17 protein-coding genes are annotated in these 18865 nt (G+C 69.9%); 15 read left to right on the top strand and 2 right to left on the bottom strand.

The features are described from left to right. Window positions 1-110: 110 nt before the first annotated feature. From pdxS to ACFVYS_RS35525, 11 genes are all read left to right on the top strand, one after another. Complete coding sequence (gene pdxS / locus ACFVYS_RS35575) at window positions 111-1022, top strand: pyridoxal 5'-phosphate synthase lyase subunit PdxS (protein WP_355705482.1); 912 nt, start codon at window positions 111-113, stop codon at window positions 1020-1022. Between the two features lie 7 nt (window positions 1023-1029). After that, complete coding sequence (gene pdxT / locus ACFVYS_RS35570; protein WP_020128828.1) at window positions 1030-1641, top strand: pyridoxal 5'-phosphate synthase glutaminase subunit PdxT; 612 nt, start codon at window positions 1030-1032, stop codon at window positions 1639-1641. 74 nt (window positions 1642-1715) lie between these two features. Continuing rightward, the gene (locus ACFVYS_RS35565) at window positions 1716-2468 is read left to right on the top strand and encodes a YebC/PmpR family DNA-binding transcriptional regulator (RefSeq protein WP_389508893.1); all 753 of its coding nucleotides are present in this window, start codon (window positions 1716-1718) and stop codon (window positions 2466-2468) included. A 150-nt stretch (window positions 2469-2618) separates the two neighbouring features. Continuing rightward, window positions 2619-3167, top strand: coding sequence for a crossover junction endodeoxyribonuclease RuvC (ruvC, locus tag ACFVYS_RS35560; protein ID WP_389508891.1), 549 nt, complete (start codon window positions 2619-2621; stop codon window positions 3165-3167). Further along, entirely contained in the window at window positions 3164-3769 is a 606-nt protein-coding gene (gene ruvA / locus ACFVYS_RS35555) for a Holliday junction branch migration protein RuvA (protein ID WP_020128831.1), read from the top strand. Before ruvC ends, ruvA begins: the two co-directional genes overlap by 4 nt. A 9-nt stretch (window positions 3770-3778) precedes the next feature. Beyond that, window positions 3779-4837, top strand: a complete 1059-nt coding sequence (gene ruvB, locus ACFVYS_RS35550; protein WP_389508889.1) for a Holliday junction branch migration DNA helicase RuvB — start codon at window positions 3779-3781, stop codon at window positions 4835-4837. Window positions 4838-5012: 175 nt separating this feature from the next. Further along, window positions 5013-5531, top strand: a complete 519-nt coding sequence (gene yajC, locus ACFVYS_RS35545; RefSeq protein WP_389508888.1) for a preprotein translocase subunit YajC — start codon at window positions 5013-5015, stop codon at window positions 5529-5531. 134 nt (window positions 5532-5665) lie between these two features. Beyond that, on the top strand, window positions 5666-7444 hold the full coding sequence (gene secD, locus ACFVYS_RS35540; RefSeq protein ID WP_389508886.1) for a protein translocase subunit SecD: 1779 nt from the start codon (window positions 5666-5668) through the stop codon (window positions 7442-7444). A gap of 3 nt (window positions 7445-7447) precedes the next feature. Beyond that, on the top strand, window positions 7448-8560 hold the full coding sequence (gene secF / locus ACFVYS_RS35535) for a protein translocase subunit SecF (protein ID WP_389508884.1): 1113 nt from the start codon (window positions 7448-7450) through the stop codon (window positions 8558-8560). Next, entirely contained in the window at window positions 8557-9105 is a 549-nt protein-coding gene (locus ACFVYS_RS35530; RefSeq protein WP_389508882.1) for an adenine phosphoribosyltransferase, read from the top strand. Before secF ends, ACFVYS_RS35530 begins: the two co-directional genes overlap by 4 nt. Before the next feature lie 181 nt (window positions 9106-9286). Further along, the gene (locus ACFVYS_RS35525; RefSeq protein WP_389508880.1) at window positions 9287-11809 is read left to right on the top strand and encodes a RelA/SpoT family protein; all 2523 of its coding nucleotides are present in this window, start codon (window positions 9287-9289) and stop codon (window positions 11807-11809) included. A gap of 79 nt (window positions 11810-11888) precedes the next feature. On the opposite strand, the gene ACFVYS_RS35520 is transcribed toward ACFVYS_RS35525, so the two are convergent. Further along, window positions 11889-13118, bottom strand: a complete 1230-nt coding sequence (locus ACFVYS_RS35520; protein WP_389508879.1) for a DUF349 domain-containing protein — start codon at window positions 13116-13118, stop codon at window positions 11889-11891. Between the two features lie 157 nt (window positions 13119-13275). After that, entirely contained in the window at window positions 13276-14091 is an 816-nt protein-coding gene (locus ACFVYS_RS35515) for a peptidylprolyl isomerase (protein WP_389508877.1), read from the bottom strand. A gap of 180 nt (window positions 14092-14271) precedes the next feature. On the opposite strand from ACFVYS_RS35515, the gene ACFVYS_RS35510 reads away from it, so the two are divergent. The 4 genes from ACFVYS_RS35510 to ACFVYS_RS35495 all read left to right on the top strand — a co-directional run bounded on the left by ACFVYS_RS35510 (window position 14272) and on the right by ACFVYS_RS35495 (window position 18643). Then, window positions 14272-14988 (top strand): MBL fold metallo-hydrolase, encoded by a 717-nt coding sequence (locus ACFVYS_RS35510; RefSeq protein ID WP_020128840.1) that lies wholly within the window; start codon window positions 14272-14274, stop codon window positions 14986-14988. Between the two features lie 13 nt (window positions 14989-15001). Continuing rightward, window positions 15002-16264, top strand: a complete 1263-nt coding sequence (gene hisS / locus ACFVYS_RS35505) for a histidine--tRNA ligase (protein ID WP_389508875.1) — start codon at window positions 15002-15004, stop codon at window positions 16262-16264. A gap of 280 nt (window positions 16265-16544) precedes the next feature. Then, complete coding sequence (locus tag ACFVYS_RS35500; protein WP_389508873.1) at window positions 16545-17204, top strand: vitamin K epoxide reductase family protein; 660 nt, start codon at window positions 16545-16547, stop codon at window positions 17202-17204. Between the two features lie 83 nt (window positions 17205-17287). Then, window positions 17288-18643 carry a replication-associated recombination protein A gene (locus tag ACFVYS_RS35495; RefSeq protein WP_389508871.1) on the top strand — a complete coding sequence of 452 codons (1356 nt, stop codon included), beginning with the start codon at window positions 17288-17290 and terminating at the stop codon, window positions 18641-18643. Window positions 18644-18865 lie beyond the last annotated feature (222 nt).

The raw sequence follows: 18865 nt of genomic DNA, 5'->3' as shown, positions 1-18865 counted from the left end.
ATCCACCAAAAGGATCCACGGGCTTTCCATTGGCCCTTGCTGTGGACTGGTCCACTCGCGTTTCCTCATTGCTGCCGAAGCCCCTTTTTTCCGACGAGTGAGGTCACCCCGTGTCCAGCACGATCTCCGAAAACCAGACCCCCGAGACCGGCACCGCGCGCGTGAAGCGCGGTATGGCCGAGCAGCTCAAGGGCGGCGTGATCATGGACGTGGTCAACGCCGAGCAGGCGAAGATCGCCGAGGACGCCGGCGCCGTGGCCGTCATGGCGCTGGAGCGGGTCCCGGCCGACATCCGCAAGGACGGCGGCGTGGCCCGGATGTCGGACCCCACCATGATCGAGGAGATCATCGAGGCGGTCTCCATCCCGGTGATGGCCAAGTCCCGTATCGGTCACTTCGTCGAGGCCCAGGTCCTCCAGTCGCTCGGCGTCGACTACATCGACGAGTCCGAGGTCCTCACCCCGGCCGACGAGGTCAACCACTCCGACAAGTGGGCGTTCACCACCCCCTTCGTCTGTGGCGCCACCAACCTGGGCGAGGCCCTGCGCCGTATCGCCGAGGGCGCGGCGATGATCCGCTCCAAGGGCGAGGCCGGCACCGGCAACGTCGTCGAGGCCGTCCGTCACCTGCGCCAGATCAAGAACGAGATCGCCCGGCTGCGCGGCTTCGACAACAACGAGCTGTACGCCGCCGCCAAGGACCTGCGCGCCCCGTACGAGCTGGTCAAGGAGGTCGCCGAGCTCGGCAAGCTCCCCGTCGTGCTGTTCTCCGCCGGTGGTGTCGCGACCCCGGCCGACGCAGCGCTGATGCGCCAGCTCGGCGCCGAGGGCGTCTTCGTCGGCTCCGGCATCTTCAAGTCCGGCGACCCGGCCAAGCGCGCTGCCGCCATCGTGAAGGCCACCACCTTCTACGACGACCCGAAGATCATCGCGGACGCCTCCCGCAACCTGGGCGAGGCCATGGTCGGCATCAACTGCGACACCCTGCCCGAGGCCGAGCGCTACGCCAACCGCGGCTGGTAATCACTCCATGAGCCACGAAGCCCCCGTCATAGGTGTCCTGGCACTCCAGGGCGACGTCCGGGAGCACCTCATCGCCCTGGCCGCGGCCGACGCCGTGGCCAGGCCGGTGCGGCGTCCCGAGGAACTCGCCGAGGTCGACGGTCTCGTCATCCCCGGCGGTGAGTCGACCACCATCTCCAAGCTGGCCGTCCTCTTCGGCGTGATGGAGCCCCTCCGCGCGCGCGTGCGGGCCGGAATGCCCGTCTACGGGACCTGCGCGGGCATGATCCTGCTCGCCGACAAGATCCTCGACCCGCGCTCGGGCCAGGAGACCGTCGGCGGCATCGACATGATCGTGCGCCGCAACGCCTTCGGGCGGCAGAACGAGTCCTTCGAGGCCGCCCTCGACGTGAACGGCATCGCGGGCGATCCGGTGGAGGGCGTGTTCATCCGCGCCCCCTGGGTCGAGTCCGTCGGCGCCGAGGCCGAGGTGCTGGCCGAGCACGAGGGCCACATCGTCGCCGTCCGTCAGGGCAACGCGCTCGCCACGTCGTTCCACCCGGAACTGACCGGCGACCACCGTGTGCACGCCCTGTTCGTCGACATGGTGCGCGCGAACCGGGTGGCGGCGTCCTTGTAGGATCTGGGGGTCCCCTCAGGCTCCGCAGGCCCGGGGAGTTCGTCCAGGTTGGGTTACGCGAAGGAGACAGGCAGATGTCCGGCCACTCTAAATGGGCTACGACGAAGCACAAGAAGGCCGTGATCGACGCCAAGCGCGGCAAGCTCTTCGCGAAGATGATCAAGAACATCGAAGTCGCGGCCCGTACCGGTGGCGCGGACGTGTCCGGCAACCCGACGCTGTTCGACGCCATCCAGAAGGCCAAGAAGAGCTCGGTCCCGAACAAGAACATCGACTCCGCGGTGAAGCGCGGCGCCGGTCTCGAGGCCGGTGGCGCCGACTACGAGACGATCATGTACGAGGGCTACGGCCCGAACGGCGTCGCGGTCCTGATCGAGTGCCTCACCGACAACCGCAACCGCGCCGCCTCCGACGTCCGCGTCGCCATGACCCGCAACGGCGGCTCCATGGCCGACCCGGGCTCGGTGTCGTACCTCTTCAACCGCAAGGGCGTCGTCATCGTCCCCAAGGGTGAGCTGGCCGAGGACGACGTGCTCGGTGCCGTGCTCGACGCGGGCGCCGAGGAGGTCAACGACCTCGGTGAGTCCTACGAGGTCCTGTCCGAGGCCACCGACCTGGTCGCGGTCCGCTCCGCCCTCCAGGAAGCGGGCATCGACTACGACTCCGCCGAGGCCAACTTCGTCCCGACCATGCAGGTCGAGCTGGACGAGGACGGGGCACGGAAGATCTTCAAGCTGATCGACGCGCTCGAGGACAGCGACGACGTGCAGAACGTCTTCGCCAACTTCGACGTCAGCGACGAGGTCATGGAGAAGGTCGACGCGTAGCTCCGCCGCGAGCTGAGCGGATCCGTCGGGCCGGTGGGACACGTCCTACCGGCCCGACGTCGTTGTCGGTGGCAGCGGATAGCCTGGCGGGCGTCAGAGATCACCGTCCACGGACCGTTGCGGCGGTCCGGCCGCGAGGAGGGAAGGCCCGTGCGGGTATTGGGGGTGGACCCCGGACTGACGCGATGCGGCGTCGGTGTCGTCGAGGGGGTCGCGGGCCGGCCGCTCACCATGCTCGGCGTGGGTGTCGTACGCACGCCCGCGGACGCCGAGCTGGGGCAGCGCCTCGTCGGCATCGAGCAGGGCATCGAGCGGTGGCTCGACGAGTACCGTCCCGAATTCGTCGCCGTGGAGCGGGTGTTCAGCCAGCACAACGTCAGCACGGTCATGGGCACCGCCCAGGCAAGCGCCGTCGCGATGCTGTGCGCCGCCCGCCGCGGCATCCCCGTCGCCCTGCACACCCCGAGCGAGGTCAAGGCCGCCGTCACCGGCAGCGGACGCGCGGACAAGGCCCAGATCGGCGCGATGGTCACCCGCCTGCTGCGGCTCGACGCGCCGCCCAGGCCCGCCGACGCGGCCGACGCCCTCGCGCTCGCCATCTGCCACATCTGGCGCGGCCCCGCGCAGAACCGGCTCCAGCGGGCCGTCGCCCTGCACACGGCCGCAGCACAGTCGACATCGAAAGGCCGTACGGCATGATCGCCTTCGTCAGCGGCACCGTCGCCGCCCTCGCTCCCGACACCGCCGTGGTCGAGGTGGGTGGCGTGGGCATGGCCATCCAGTGCTCGCCGAACACGCTGTCCACGCTCCGGCTCGGCCGGCCGGCCAAGCTCGCCACGTCCCTCGTCGTCCGCGAGGACTCGCTGACCCTGTACGGCTTCGTGGACGACGACGAGCGCCAGGTCTTCGAGCTGCTCCAGACGGCGAGCGGGGTCGGCCCCCGGCTGGCCCAGGCCATGCTGGCGGTGCACGCGCCGGACGCCCTGCGCCGCGCGGTGGCCACGGGCGACGAGAAGGCCCTCATCGCGGTGCCGGGCATCGGCAAGAAGGGCGCCCAGAAGCTGCTCCTGGAACTGAAGGACCGCCTGGGCGAGCCGCTCGGCGCCCCCGTGGTCGGCGCTCCGGTCACCAGCGGCTGGCGCGACCAGCTGCACGCCGCCCTGATCGGCCTCGGCTACGCGACCCGCGAGGCCGACGAGGCGGTCGCCGCCGTGACCCCGCAGGCCGAGGCCGCGGACGGCGCGCCCCAGGTGGGCCACCTCCTGAAGGCCGCCCTTCAGACCCTGAACCGCGCCCGCTAGGAGACGTCAGTGAACTGGGACGACACGACCGAAGAGACCGCCCCGGAGCGGTTGGTCGGCTCTGTCGCCGACCGTGAGGACCAGGCCGTCGAGGCCGCGCTGCGCCCCAAGGACCTGGGCGAGTTCATCGGCCAGGAGAAGGTCCGCGAACAGCTCGACCTCGTCCTGCGCGCCGCCCGCGCGCGTGGCGCCACCGCCGACCATGTGCTGCTCTCCGGCGCCCCGGGTCTCGGCAAGACCACCCTCTCGATGATCATCGCCGCCGAGATGGGCGCCCCGATCCGCATCACCAGCGGCCCCGCCATCCAGCACGCGGGCGACCTCGCGGCGATCCTCTCCTCCCTCCAGGAGGGCGAGGTCCTCTTCCTCGACGAGATCCACCGCATGTCCCGGCCCGCCGAGGAGATGCTCTACATGGCGATGGAGGACTTCCGCGTCGACGTCATCGTCGGCAAGGGCCCCGGTGCCACCGCGATCCCGCTCGAGCTGCCCCCGTTCACGCTGGTCGGCGCCACCACGCGCGCGGGCCTGCTGCCGCCCCCGCTGCGCGACCGCTTCGGTTTCACGGCGCACATGGAGTTCTACGAGCCCGCCGAGCTCCAGCGCGTCATCCACCGCTCCGCGGATCTCCTCGACGTGGAGATCGACACCGCCGGCGCCGCCGAGATCGCCGGCCGCTCCCGCGGAACCCCCCGGATCGCCAACCGCCTGCTGCGCCGCGTACGTGACTACGCGCAGGTCAAGGCCGACGGGAGGATCACCCGCGCGATCGCCGAGGCCGCCCTGAAGGTCTACGAGGTGGACGGCCGCGGCCTGGACCGTCTCGACCGTGGCGTCCTGGAGGCCCTGCTGAAGCTGTTCGGCGGCGGCCCGGTCGGTCTGTCCACGCTCGCCGTGGCGGTGGGGGAGGAGCGTGAGACCGTGGAGGAGGTGGCCGAGCCCTTCCTGGTGAGGGAGGGACTGCTCGCCCGTACCCCGCGAGGGCGGGTGGCGACCCCGGCCGCGTGGGCGCACCTCGGCCTCACCCCGGCTCAGGGAAGTGGACAACAGGACCTGTTCGGGGCGTGAGGCGGAGGACTGCGGCGGAGGTGTTGGCCGGGCCAGGAACCCAGGTGCCATGCTGAGCGTTGTTCCATGCGCGCGGACTCGCTTAGACTCCGCCGATGCCGCCGTTGTCGGCAGCACACAACCCCCATCCAACAGGCCGCTCCACCATCGCGGTCGTCCGAAGGAAGTCCGTCCCGTGAGTCCTGTGACCCTCCTCCCGTTCATCGTGCTCATCGGGGCCATGTTCCTGATGACCCGGTCGGCCAAGAAGAAGCAGCAACAGGCCGCCAGCATGCGCAACGACATGCAGCCCGGCAGTGGTGTCCGCACCATCGGGGGCATGTACGCGACGGTGAAGGAGGTCAACGAGGACACGGTCCTCCTCGACGCCGGTCCGGGCGTCGACCTGCTCTTCGCGAAGAACTCCATCGGTGCCGTCCTGACCGACGACGAGTACAACCGCATCGTCCACGGCATCGAGCACGACCTGAAGTCCGACTCCGACGTCGTCCCCGACGACGCCTCCTCCCTCACCGAGTCCACCGAGACCGACGACTCCGTCGACGACGCTGCCGCCGCCTCCGACGACAAGGCCGTCGACCTCGGCAAGAAGGACGCGACCGACGAGGTGCAGGAGAAGACCGCCGACGCCGAGCAGGCCGAGGCCGCCGAAGAGCCGAAGAAGACCGACGGCGACTCCGACGCGAAGAAGTAGCCCCGTCCCCGGCGCGCACAGGTCACACCCGTCCGCGCCGGGGCGCGCGCATCTCGCCAGGGGATCCCGACACCATGTCATGGCCGCCGCAGCGCTGACCCGGCGCGAGGTGGCCCGAGAGGGAGTACGAGAAGGTGGCAGCACCTAAGAAGGGCCGGAGCGCGAGTGCCCAGAGCAAGCCAGGGCGCTCGCTGGCCCTGATCCTGATCGCCATCGTGGGGCTCACCGCAGGCATGTTCGCCTCCGGTCACACCACTCCGCGTCTCGGCATCGACCTTGCCGGCGGTACCAGCATCACGCTGGAGGCGAAGTCGGACCAGGGATCAGCGATCAACAAGGCCAACATGGACACCGCGGTCGAGATCATGAACCGCCGTGTCAACGGGCTGGGCGTCTCCGAGGCGGAGGTGCAGACCCAGGGCAGTCGCAACATCATCGTGAACATCCCCAAGGGCACCAACTCGGAGAAGGCCCGGGAGCAGGTCGGCACCACCGCCAAGCTGTACTTCCGTCCGGTCCTGGCCCAGGAGGCCACCGGCTCCGCCGCAGCCTCGCCGAGCGCGTCCCCGAGCGGCTCCTCCAGCGCCTCACCGAGTCCCTCGGCGAGCGCCTCCGGCACCGGTGAGAAGGCGACCTCCTCGTCCTCCCCGTCGGCCTCCGCCACCTCGCAGGGCCGCGCCGTCACCGACGCGCTGAAGGCCGACTCGACCCCGTCGGCCTCCGCCAGTGCCAAGGCGGACTCCTCCGCGAGCCCGTCGGCCTCCGCGAGCGGCGGCGCCGCCGTCAGCGCGGACGACGCCGCGCTCCAGGCCAAGTACGCCGCCCTGGACTGCTCCAAGGAGTCGGTCCGGGCCAAGACCGGCGAGGGCGTCAAGCCCGAGGACACGACCGTGGCCTGCGGTGAGATCGACAAGGTCTGGTACAAGTACCTGCTCGGCCCGGCCGCCGTCGACGGCACCGAGGTCGACAAGGCCCAGGCCGTCTACGACACGCAGACCGCCGCCGGCTGGCAGGTCACCATGGACTTCAACAAGTCCGGCGCCAAGAAGTTCGCCACGATCACCGGCCAGCTCGCGCAGAACACCCAGCCGCAGAACGAGTTCGGCATCGTGCTCGACGGCAACGTCGTCTCCAGCCCGTACGTGAGCTCCTCCATCACCGGCGGCCAGGCCCAGATCTCGGGCAGCTTCACGCAGGAGGAGGCACAGGGCCTCGCCAACATGCTGTCCTACGGTGCGCTCCCGCTCTCCTTCCAGGAGCAGAGCGTGACCACGGTGACGGCGGCGCTCGGCGGTGACCAGCTGCACGCCGGTCTGCTGGCCGGCGCCATCGGCCTCCTGCTGGTCGTGATCTACCTGGTGGCCTACTACCGCGGCCTGGCGCTCATCGCGCTCGCGTCGCTGCTGGTCTCCGCGGCCCTCACCTACGTGCTCATGGCGCTGCTCGGCCCGGCCATCGGCTTCGCGCTGAACCTGCCCGCCGTCTGTGGCGCCATCGTCGCCATCGGCATCACGGCGGACTCGTTCATCGTGTACTTCGAACGCGTCCGGGACGAGATCCGCGAGGGCCGTACCCTGCGCCCCGCCGTCGAACGGGCCTGGCCGCGTGCCCGGCGCACCATCCTGGTCTCCGACTTCGTGTCGTTCCTCGCCGCCGCGGTGCTCTTCATCGTCACGGTCGGCAAGGTCCAGGGCTTCGCGTTCACGCTGGGCCTGACCACCGTCCTGGACGTGGTCGTGGTCTTCTTCTTCACCAAGCCGCTGATGACGCTCATCGCTCGGCGGAAGTTCTTCGCGAGTGGCCACAAGTGGTCCGGCCTCGACCCGAAGAGCCTGGGTGCCCAGCCGCCGCTGCGCCGCACCCGCCGTCCCGGCGGTCCCGCCGCCGGCCCCGTCGAGACGAAGGAGGCCTGAGCGATGTCGAAACTCGGTAACCTCGGCGCCCGGCTGCACCGTGGCGAGATCAGCTACGACTTCATCGGCCACCGCAAGCTCTGGTACAGCATCTCGATCCTGATCACCATCACGGCCATCGTCGGCCTGGCGGTGCGCGGTCTGAACATGGGGATCGACTTCCAGGGCGGCGCCGTCTTCACCACCGAGAAGACCAGCGTCTCGGTCTCCCAGGCCGAGGAGTACGCGAAGTCGGCATCGGGCCATGACGCGGTCGTGCAGAAGCTGGGCAACGGCACGCTGCGCATCCAGATCGCCGGCATGGACATCAAGCAGTCCAACGAGATCAAGACCGACCTGGCCAAGGACTTCAAGGCCGACCCGGAGTCGATCACCGCCGAACTGGTCGGCCCCAGCTGGGGTGACCAGATCGCCAGCAAGGCCTGGCAGGGCCTGGCGATCTTCATGGTGCTGGTCGTGATCTATCTGGCGATCGCCTTCGAGTGGCGCATGGCCATCGCGGCCCTCGTCGCCCTGATCCACGACATCACCATCACGGTCGGCATCTACGCCCTCGTCGGCTTCGAGGTGACGCCCGGCACGGTGATCGGTCTGCTGACGATCCTCGGTTACTCGCTGTACGACACGGTCGTCGTCTTCGACTCCCTCAAGGAACAGACGAAGGACCTCACCAAGCAGACCCGCTTCACCTACAGCGAGATCGCCAACCGGTCGATCAACGGCACCCTGGTCCGTTCCATCAACACCACGGTCGTCGCACTGCTGCCGGTGGCGGGACTGCTGTTCATCGGCGGCGGCTTCCTCGGCGCGGGCACGCTCAACGACATCTCGCTGTCGCTGTTCGTCGGCCTCGCCGCCGGTGCGTACTCGTCGATCTTCATCGCCACGCCGCTCGTCGCCGACCTCAAGGAGCGCGAGCCGCAGATCAAGGCGCTGAAGAAGCGTGTCCTGGCCAAGCGCGCCCAGGCGTCGGCCGAGGAGGCGCCCGCGCAGACCCGCGGCGACGACACCTACGGCGACGAGCCGGAGGACGCCGAAGCCGCGGTCGTCGGGCCGCGCAACCAGCCCGCGTCCCGGGGCCGGGGCCGTGGCCGTCCGTCGGGGAAGCGCCGATGACGGAGCTCACCGACATCACAACGCTGCTCCACAGCCGCATCCGTGACGTGGCCGACTACCCGGAGCCGGGCGTGATGTTCAAGGACATCACCCCGCTCCTGGCGGACCCGGTGGCGTTCACCGCGCTCACCGACGCGTTCGCCGGGATCGCCGAGCGCACCGGCGCCACCAAGGTCGTCGGCCTGGAGGCGCGGGGCTTCATCCTGGGTGCCCCGGTCGCCGTCCGGGCCGGCCTCGGCTTCATCCCCGTACGCAAGGCCGGCAAGCTCCCCGGAGCCACCCTCGGCCAGGCCTACGACCTGGAGTACGGCTCGGCCGAGATCGAGGTGCACGCCGAGGACCTGTCCGCCGACGACCGGGTGCTGATCGTCGACGACGTCCTCGCCACCGGCGGCACCGCCGAGGCGTCGATCCAGCTCATCCACCGGGCGGGCGCCCAGGTCGCGGGCGTCGCCGTCCTGATGGAGCTGGGCTTCCTCGCCGGCCGTCCCCGCCTGGAGGCGGCTCTCGGCGGAGCGCCCCTGGAGGCCCTGCTCACGATCTGAGCGCGGTGCCAGAACCGTCGTACGCCAAGTGGGCGGGCCCGGAGGAATCCGGAGCCCGCCCCTTGTGTTTCTCCGGTAGACGGCCCTCACATCGGGCTGAAGGCGATCCTGGAGCTCAGGATCGCTACGATGGGTGCTCCGGAGCCTGACCGGGGACCCGGATCGCGCACGAGGAGTCCTCTTGCCAGACGAGGCCCAGCACCTGACCGCCGCCAAGCCCGAGTCCGCCTCGGGCCCCGCGGCCACGCCCGCGTCGCAGGCGAAGGACGACGGCCGTGGGGCGGTCGAGCACGACCGGTCCGCGCCGGTCGACAAGCCCGCCGAGCAGCCCCGGCCCAAGCCGGCCCAGCCCGACGGCTCCTCGGTCGTGCCCGCCGGCCGACCGGCCGCCGCGCAGCCCTCGGCCCGTTCCGGCTCCTCCAACCGCGTCCGTGCCCGCCTCGCCCGGCTCGGCGTCCAGCGCCAGAACCCGTACAACCCGGTCCTGGAACCGCTGCTGCGGATAGTGCGCAGCAACGACCCCAAGATCGAGACGGCGACGCTGCGCCAGATCGAGAAGTCCTACCAGGTCGCCGAGCGCTGGCACCGCGGTCAGAAGCGCAAGAGCGGCGACCCGTACATCACGCACCCGCTCGCGGTGACCACGATCCTCGCCGAGCTGGGCATGGATCCGGCCACGCTCATGGCGGGCCTGCTGCACGACACCGTCGAGGACACCGAGTACGGCCTGGAGGACCTGCGCCGCGACTTCGGCGACCAGGTCGCCCTGCTCGTCGACGGCGTCACCAAGCTGGACAAGGTCAAGTTCGGCGAGGCCGCGCAGGCCGAGACCGTGCGCAAGATGGTCGTCGCCATGGCCAAGGACCCGCGCGTCCTGGTCATCAAGCTCGCCGACCGGCTGCACAACATGCGCACCATGCGTTACCTCAAGCGCGAGAAGCAGGAGAAGAAGGCGCGCGAGACCCTCGAGATCTACGCGCCGCTCGCCCACCGCCTCGGCATGAACACCATCAAGTGGGAACTGGAGGACCTCGCCTTCGCGATCCTCTACCCCAAGATGTACGACGAGATCGTACGGCTGGTGGCCGAGAGGGCTCCGAAGCGTGACGAGTATCTGGCCATAGTGACCGACGAGGTCCAGGCCGACCTGCGCGCCGCGCGGATCAAGGCGACCGTGACGGGCCGCCCGAAGCACTACTACAGCGTCTACCAGAAGATGATCGTCCGCGGCCGTGACTTCGCGGAGATCTACGACCTGGTGGGCATCCGTGTCCTCGTGGACACGGTCAGGGACTGCTACGCGGCCCTCGGCACGGTGCACGCGCGATGGAACCCGGTCCCCGGCCGGTTCAAGGACTACATCGCGATGCCCAAGTTCAACATGTACCAGTCGCTGCACACGACGGTCATCGGCCCCAACGGCAAGCCGGTCGAACTCCAGATCCGCACGTTCGACATGCACCGCCGCGCGGAGTACGGCATCGCCGCGCACTGGAAGTACAAGCAGGAGGCCGTCGCCGGCGCCTCCAAGGTGCGCTCGGACCAGCCGAGGACCACCGGCAAGGACGACCACCTCAACGACATGGCGTGGCTGCGCCAGCTGCTCGACTGGCAGAAGGAGACCGAGGACCCCGGCGAGTTCCTGGAGTCCCTGCGCTTCGACCTGTCGCGCAACGAGGTCTTCGTCTTCACGCCGAAGGGCGACGTGATAGCGCTGCCGGCCGGCGCCACACCCGTGGACTTCTCGTACGCGGTGCACACCGAGGTGGGCCACCGCACCATAGGAGCCCGCGTCAACGGACGCCTGGTCCCGCTGGAATCGACCCTGGACAACGGCGACCTGGTGGAGGTCTTCACCTCCAAGGCGGCCGGGGCCGGGCCGTCCCGGGACTGGCTGAACTTCGTGAAGTCGCCGCGCGCCCGCAACAAGATCCGGGCCTGGTTCTCCAAGGAGCGCCGCGACGAGGCCATCGAGCAGGGCAAGGACGCCATCGCGCGGGCGATGCGCAAGCAGAACCTGCCGATCCAGCGGATCCTCACCGGTGACTCGCTGGTCACGCTGGCGCACGAGATGCGCTACCCGGACATCTCCTCGCTGTACGCGGCGATCGGCGAGGGCCATGTGGCCGCGCAGAACGTCGTGCAGAAGCTGGTGCAGGCCCTCGGCGGCGAGGAGGCGGCCACCGAGGAGATCGACGAGACGGTCCCGTCCCGCAGCCGTGGCCGCAAGCGGCGCAGCAACCAGGACCCCGGTGTGGTCGTCAAGGGCGTCGACGACGTCTGGGTCAAGCTGGCCCGCTGTTGTACGCCCGTCCCCGGGGACGGCATCATCGGCTTCGTCACGCGCGGTAGCGGTGTATCGGTTCACCGCAGCGACTGCGTCAACGTGGAGTCACTCTCCCGCGAGCCGGAGCGCATCCTCGAGGTCGAGTGGGCGCCCACCCAGTCCTCGGTCTTCCTGGTCGCCATCCAGGTCGAGGCCCTGGACCGCTCCCGCCTCCTCTCGGACGTCACCCGGGTGCTGTCCGACCAGCACGTCAACATCCTGTCCGCGGCCGTCCAGACCTCCCGCGACCGGGTGGCCACCTCCCGCTTCACCTTCGAGATGGGCGACCCCAAGCACCTGGGACACGTCCTGAAGGCCGTACGCGGCGTGGAGGGCGTCTACGACGTGTACCGGGTGACATCGGCGCGCAGGCCGTAGCCGAGCACACGAGAGGCCCCCGTACGCGATGTACGGGGGCCTCTCGTCGGATGTCGACCGGAGGGGTCGGGGGCCGGGATCAGCCGCCGAACTCCTGGAGACCCTTCAGAGCCTGGTCCAGCAGCGCCTGACGGCCTTCCAGCTCACGCTCCAGCTTGTCGGCCCTCGCGGAGTTGCCCTGGGCGCGAGCCTGGTCGATCTGCGTCCGCAGCTTGTCGACGGCGGCCTGGAGCTGACCGGTCAGACCCGCGGCACGCGCGCGTGCCTCCGGGTTCGTCCGGCGCCACTCGGTCTCCTCGGACTCCTGCATCGCCCGCTCCACGGCGTGCATGCGGCCCTCGACCTTCGGCCGGGCGTCGCGCGGCACATGGCCGATGGCCTCCCAGCGCTCGTTGATCGAGCGGAAGGCGGCACGCGCCGCCTTCAGGTCACCGATCGGCAGGAGCTTCTCGGCCTCCTCGGCCAGCTCCTCCTTGAGCTTCAGGTTCTCCGTCTGCTCCGCGTCCCGCTCGGCGAACACCGAGCTGCGGGCGGCGAAGAAGACGTCCTGGGCGCCGCGGAAGCGGTTCCAGAGGTCGTCCTCGTGCTCGCGCTGGGCGCGGCCCGCCGCCTTCCACTCCGCCATCAGCTCGCGATAGCGGGCGGCCGTCGGACCCCAGTCCGCCGAACCGGACAGTGCCTCGGCCTCGGAGACCAGCCGCTCCTTGGTCCGGCGGGCCTCCTCGCGCTGCGCGTCGAGCTGCGCGAAGTGCGCCTTGCGGCGCTTGGAGAACGCCGAGCGCGCGTGCGAGAAGCGGTGCCACAGCTCGTCGTCCGACTTGCGGTCGAGACGCGGCAGACCCTTCCAGGTGTCCACCAGCGACCGCAGCCGCTCGCCGGCGGCCCGCCACTGGTCGGACTGCGCCAGCTGCTCCGCCTCGGTGACCAGGTCCTCCTTGGCCTTGCGGGCCTCGTCGGACTGCTTGGCCCGCTGCTGCTTGCGCTCCTCGCGCCGCGACTCGACGGTCGCCACCAGCTTGTCCAGCCGTTCCCGCAGTGCCTGGAGATCACCGACCGCGTGGTGCGCGTCGACCTGTTCGCGGATGTGGTCGATGGCGACCTGGGCGTCCTTGGTCGACAGATCGGTGGTCTTCACTCGCTTCTCGAGGAGGCCGATCTCGACAACCAGGCCCTCGTACTTGCGCTCGAAATAGGCCAGCGCCTCCTCGGGGGAGCCTGCCTGCCAGGAACCGACCACCTGCTCGCCGTCGGCCGTACGCACGTACACGGTCCCCGTCTCGTCGACGCGGCCCCACGGGTCGCTGCTCACAGCGCCTCCTCCACATGATGCCTCCGAGGGGCTTCAGCGCCCCTGGGCATCGTCCACAGTTTCGTCACGGCCAACATAGGCGACCGGCGGGCCGCCTGTCCGCATCCAGCGCGACCGAAATTGCGCAGTTGACCGCCCCTTGGCCGCCTGATCGGCGTCAGGATTTCGTGACCGTCGCCTTGTTGATCACGACCGTCGCGTTCGGGGCTCCGTCACCCGCTCCCGTGTTCTCACCGGCGGCGGCGATCTTCGTCAGCACCTTCATGCCGTCGGCCGACACGGTGCCGAAGGGCGTGTAGCTCGGCGGCAGCTGACTGTCCTGGTAGACGAGGAAGAACTGGCTCCCGCCGGTGTGCGCCTGACCCGTGTTGGCCATCGCGATCGTGCCCGCCGGGTAGATGTTGTTCTTGAGGCTGGTGTCCTTCAGGTTCTCGTCCGGAATGGTGTACCCGGGACCGCCGCTGCCGGCGCCCGTCGGGTCGCCGCACTGCAGCACGTAGATGCCGTTGGTGGTGAGGCGGTGGCACTTGGTGTGGTCGAAGTAGCCCTTGCCGGCGAGGAAGCTGAACGAGTTCACCGTGTGCGGCGCGGCCTTCGCCTTGAGCGCTATGTCGATGTCCCCGCACGTCGTCGCGAGGGTCATCGTGTACTTCGCCGACTTGTCGATCGTGACCGCCGGCTCCTTCTTCCAGGTCTGCGTCTTGATCGAGCCCGCGGCCGCCTTCTCGCACGGGTCCTTGGCCGCGCTGGGCGTCGCGGACGGCGTTGTCTCCGAGCTCGCGTTCGCCTTGTCGTCGTCCTTCATGACGCCGGTCGCGTACAGCGCCACGCTGCCGATGATGATCACGCCGAGCACCGACGCGATCACCGAGTTGCGCGCACGGGCCTTGCGTCGCGCGGAGGTGCGCCGCTGCTGCTGCCGCAAGAACTTCTCCCGGGCGAGCTGACGCTTCCGCTGTTCCTGGGTGACCACCGAGTTCTCTCCTCGTGCGTCTCGTACGTCGACTGGGACGCGTGCGTCTTGTGAGCCGACCGCCTGCGTGTGCCCCGTACCGTATATGGGTTCGCTGAGGAATCGGCAGCGCCGGTAGGCTCTGACCACTGGCGCAGCCGCCCAGAAGCCCACGCGTATCGACACAAACGAAGGACGATCGTGCTCATTGCCGGGTTCCCCGCCGGGGCCTGGGGGACGAACTGTTATCTCGTCGCCCCCGCCGCCGGTGAGGAGTGCGTGATCATCGACCCGGGCCACCAGGCGGCCCCAGGAGTCGAGGAAGCGATCAGGAAGCATCGGCTCAAGCCCGTCGCCGTCGTCCTCACCCACGGCCACATCGACCACGTGGCCTCGGTCGTCCCGGTGTGCGGAGCGCACGACGTACCGGCCTGGATCCACCCCGAGGACCGCTACATGATGAGTGACCCCGAGAAGGCGCTCGGCCGGTCCATCGGGATGCCGCTGATGGGCGAACTGACCGTGGGGGAGCCGGACGACGTCCGTGAGCTGACCGACGGCGTGGGGCTGGACCTGGCCGGTCTGGAGTTCTCCGTCGCCCATGCGCCGGGCCATACCAAGGGGTCGGTGACCTTCCGGATGCCCGAGGCGGCCGACGTCCCGTCGGTCTTCTTCTCCGGGGATCTGCTGTTCGCCGGCTCCATCGGACGCACCGACCTCCCCGGCGGCGACATGGCCGAGATGCTCGACTCGCTGGCCCGCGTGTGCCTGCCGCTCGAGGACTCGACCGTGGTGCTGTCCGGCCACGGTCCCCAGACGACCATCGGCCAGGAGCGCGCCACCAACCCGCATCTGCGGCAGGTGGCGGCCGGCGGCCAGGGAGCGGGTACGCACGCCCCTCCCCGACGAGGAATGTGACGAGAGACCTTCCGTGAGTACCTTTCAGGCCCCCAAGGGCACGTACGACCTGATTCCGCCGCGTTCCGCGAAGTTCCTCGCGGTGCGCGAGGCGATCGCCGCCCCGCTGCGCAACTCCGGCTACGGCTACGTCGAGACGCCCGGCTTCGAGGACGTCAATCTGTTCGCGCGCGGTGTGGGTGAGTCCACCGACATCGTCAGCAAGGAGATGTACGCCTTCGAGACCAAGGGAGGCGACCGGCTGGCCCTGCGCCCGGAGGGCACGGCGTCCGTGCTGCGCGCCGCCCTGGAGGCGAACCTGCACAAGCAGGGCAACCTGCCGGTCAAGCTCTGGTACTCGGGCTCGTACTACCGGTACGAGAAGCCGCAGGCGGGCCGGTACCGGCACTTCTCCCAGGTCGGTGCCGAGGCGATCGGCGCGGAGGACCCGGCGCTGGACGCCGAGCTGATCATCCTGGCCGACCAGGCGTACCGGTCGCTGGGACTGCGCGACTTCCGCATCCTCCTGAACAGCCTCGGCGACAAGGAGTGCCGCCCGGTGTACCGGGAGGCGCTCCAGACCTTCCTGCGGGGCCTGGAGCTCGACGAGGAGACGCTGCGCCGCGCGGAGATCAACCCGCTGCGGGTCCTGGACGACAAGCGCGAGGCGGTCCAGAAGCAGCTCGGGGGCGCGCCGCTCCTGCGCGACTACCTCTGTGACGCGTGCAAGGCGTACCACGAGGAGGTCCGTGAGCTGATCACGGCGGCGGGCGTGGTCTTCGAGGACGACCCGAAGCTGGTCCGCGGCCTCGACTACTACACCCGAACGACCTTCGAGTTCGTCCACGACGGACTCGGTTCCCAGTCCGCGGTGGGCGGTGGCGGCCGCTACGACGGTCTCTCCGAGATGATCGGCGGCCCCGCGCTGCCGTCGGTGGGCTGGGCGCTGGGCGTCGACCGTACGGTGCTGGCGCTGGAGGCGGAGGGCGTGGAGCTGGAACTGCCCGCCGCGACCTCCGTGTTCGCCGTCCCGCTCGGCGAGGAGGCCCGCCGGGTCCTCTTCGCGAAGGTCACCGAACTGCGCAAGCTCGGTGTCGCGGCGGACTTCTCCTACGGCTCCAGGGGGCTCAAGGGCGCCATGAAGAGCGCCAACCGCAGCGGGGCCCGCTACACGATCGTCGCGGGCGAGCGCGATCTCGCCGAGGGCGTCGTCCAGCTCAAGGACATGGAGTCCGGCGAGCAGACGGCGATCGGCGTCAACGAGATCGTGGCGGAGCTGGAGTCGAAGCTGGGCTGACGGGCGCAGGAGCCCGAGGAAGGCGCCGGGTCGGACGACCCGGCGCCTTCGCCATGCGCCGCACGTCAACCTGGCGGCCGTCCGTTCGTCCTTCGGAGGGCGCCGTCGTCCGATCCGCCACGCACGCGTGCGGGTGTGCGCCTGGCCTTGGCCGGAACCGAACGCCGAGGGACGGCCGTACGTACTTCCTTATGCGCAGCGAACGGTGCGCACCCGGTCCGGTGCGGCACAATGGCCCCTGCCCGAAGATGGTCCAACTCTCAAGTGACGGATCGGCGTGATGAGCAAGACGACAGTCAAAGACGTCTCCACGGAGTCCGAGCCCGAGCGCGTCACCGCGACCGAGCCCCGGACCGTGGGCGGCAGCCGTGCGTTCGCGATCCTGCTGCTGATCACCGGTGCCGCCGGTCTGCTGGCCGCCTGGGTCATCACGCTCGACAAGTTCAAGATCCTCGAGGCCAAGGTCGACGGCAAGACCTTCACGCCCAGTTGCAGCATCAGCCCGATCATCAGCTGCGGCAGCGTCATGGAGAGCAAGCAGGCCGCCGCCTTCGGCTTCCCCAACCCGATGCTCGGTCTCGTCGCCTACGGCATCGTGATCTGTGTCGGCATGAGCCTGCTGACCCGGGTCGCGTTCCCGCGCTGGTACTGGCTGACCTTCAACTTCGGCACCCTCTTCGGCGTGGCCTTCTGCACCTGGCTCCAGTACCAGTCCCTGTACGAGATCAACGCCCTGTGCCTGTGGTGCTCGCTGGCCTGGGTCGCGACGATCACCATGTTCTGGTACGTCACCTCGTTCAACGTGCGCAACGGCCTGCTGCCCGCCCCGGGCTGGCTGAAGCGCTTCCTCGGCGAGTTCACCTGGGTCCTGCCGGTCACCCACGTCGGCATCATCGCCATGCTGATCCTGACCCGCTGGGGCGCGGACCTCTGGGCCTGAGCCCGGCACCGGACAGGCGTCGGAGCAGGCCGCGCACCAGGCGCCGGACAGGACTGTCAGACCTCTGACGTAGGCTCCGATGTGTGGAGCCCGACCTGTTCACCGCCGCAGCGGAAGACCGCCAGGAGAAGGACCCCGCCGGGAGCCCCCTGGCGGTCCGGATGCGCCCGCGCACCCTCGACGAGGTGGTGGGCCAGCAGCACCTGCTGAAGCCGGGCTCACCCCTGCGCCGCCTGGTCGGCGAGGGCGCCACGGGCCCGGCCGGGCCCTCCTCGGTGATCCTCTGGGGGCCGCCCGGCACCGGGAAGACCACCCTGGCGTACGTCGTCTCCAAGGCCACCAACAAGCGGTTCGTCGAGTTGTCGGCCATCACCGCGGGCGTCAAGGAGGTGCGCGCCGTCATCGACGGCGCCCGCCGCGCCATCGGCGGCTACGGCAAGGAGACCGTCCTCTTCCTCGACGAGATCCACCGCTTCAGCAAGGCCCAGCAGGACTCCCTCCTGCCGGCCGTCGAGAACCGCTGGGTGACGCTGATCGCCGCGACCACCGAGAACCCGTACTTCTCGATCATCTCGCCGCTGCTCTCCCGCTCCCTCCTGCTGACCCTCGAACCCCTCACGGACGACGACCTCCGCGACCTCGTCCGGCGCGCCCTGACCGACGACCGCGGCCTCAAGGGCACCCTCACCCTCCCCGAGGACACCGAGGCGCATCTGCTGCGCATCGCCGGCGGCGACGCCCGCCGTGCCCTGACCGCCCTGGAGGCCGCCGCCGGGGCCGCCCTGGACCAGGACGAGACCGGGATCAGCCTCCAGACCCTGGAGCAGACCGTCGACCGCGCGGCGGTGAAGTACGACCGTGACGGCGACCAGCACTACGACGTCGCCAGCGCCCTCATCAAGTCCATCCGGGGCTCGGACGTCGACGCGGCCCTGCACTACCTGGCCCGCATGATCGAGGCCGGTGAGGACCCCCGCTTCATCGCCCGCCGTCTGATGATCTCCGCCAGCGAGGACATCGGCCTCGCCGATCCGGGCGCGCTGCCCCTCGCGGTCGCCGCCGCCCAGGCCGTCGCCATGATCGGCTTCCCCGAGGCCGCCCTCACGCTCAGCCACACCACCATCGCCCTCGCCCTGGCACCCAAGTCCAACGCCGCGACGACCGCGATCGGCGCCGCCCTGGAAGACGTGCGCAAGGGCCTGGCCGGCCCGGTGCCGCCGCATCTGCGCGACGGGCACTACAAGGGCGCCGCCAAACTGGGGCACGCGCAGGGGTACGTGTATCCGCACGACCTGCCCGAGGGCATCGCCGCCCAGCAGTACGCCCCGGACGCCATCAAGGACCGTGAGTACTACGAGCCCACCCGGCACGGCGCCGAGGCCCGCTACGCGGACGCGGTCGAGTGGACCCGGCAGCACCTCGGTCGCAACGGGTCCTGAGCACCCTGTAGACTCGCCCGAAGTGCCGCGTCCCGTGCAGTCAGAACAGGACAGTCGGCCGGAGCACCGGTCCTCGGACCTCGCTCCAGGAGCGTCGCGCACCGTCGAACGGTGTCGCGGGCAGCCCATCACCACCCGGAATTCCGGGACCGGTCGGTGGGCAACTCGCGTGCTGCATGTATGTGCCCAGACCAGGGGAGCGGCTGCCCGACAGGTTCCACG

This window comes from Streptomyces sp. NPDC058295, from assembly GCF_042880655.1.
Taxonomy (GTDB): domain Bacteria; phylum Actinomycetota; class Actinomycetes; order Streptomycetales; family Streptomycetaceae; genus Streptomyces; species Streptomyces coriariae.
Note: the sequence above shows the minus strand (reverse complement) of the source record. Positions and strands in the feature narration are given on the sequence as shown.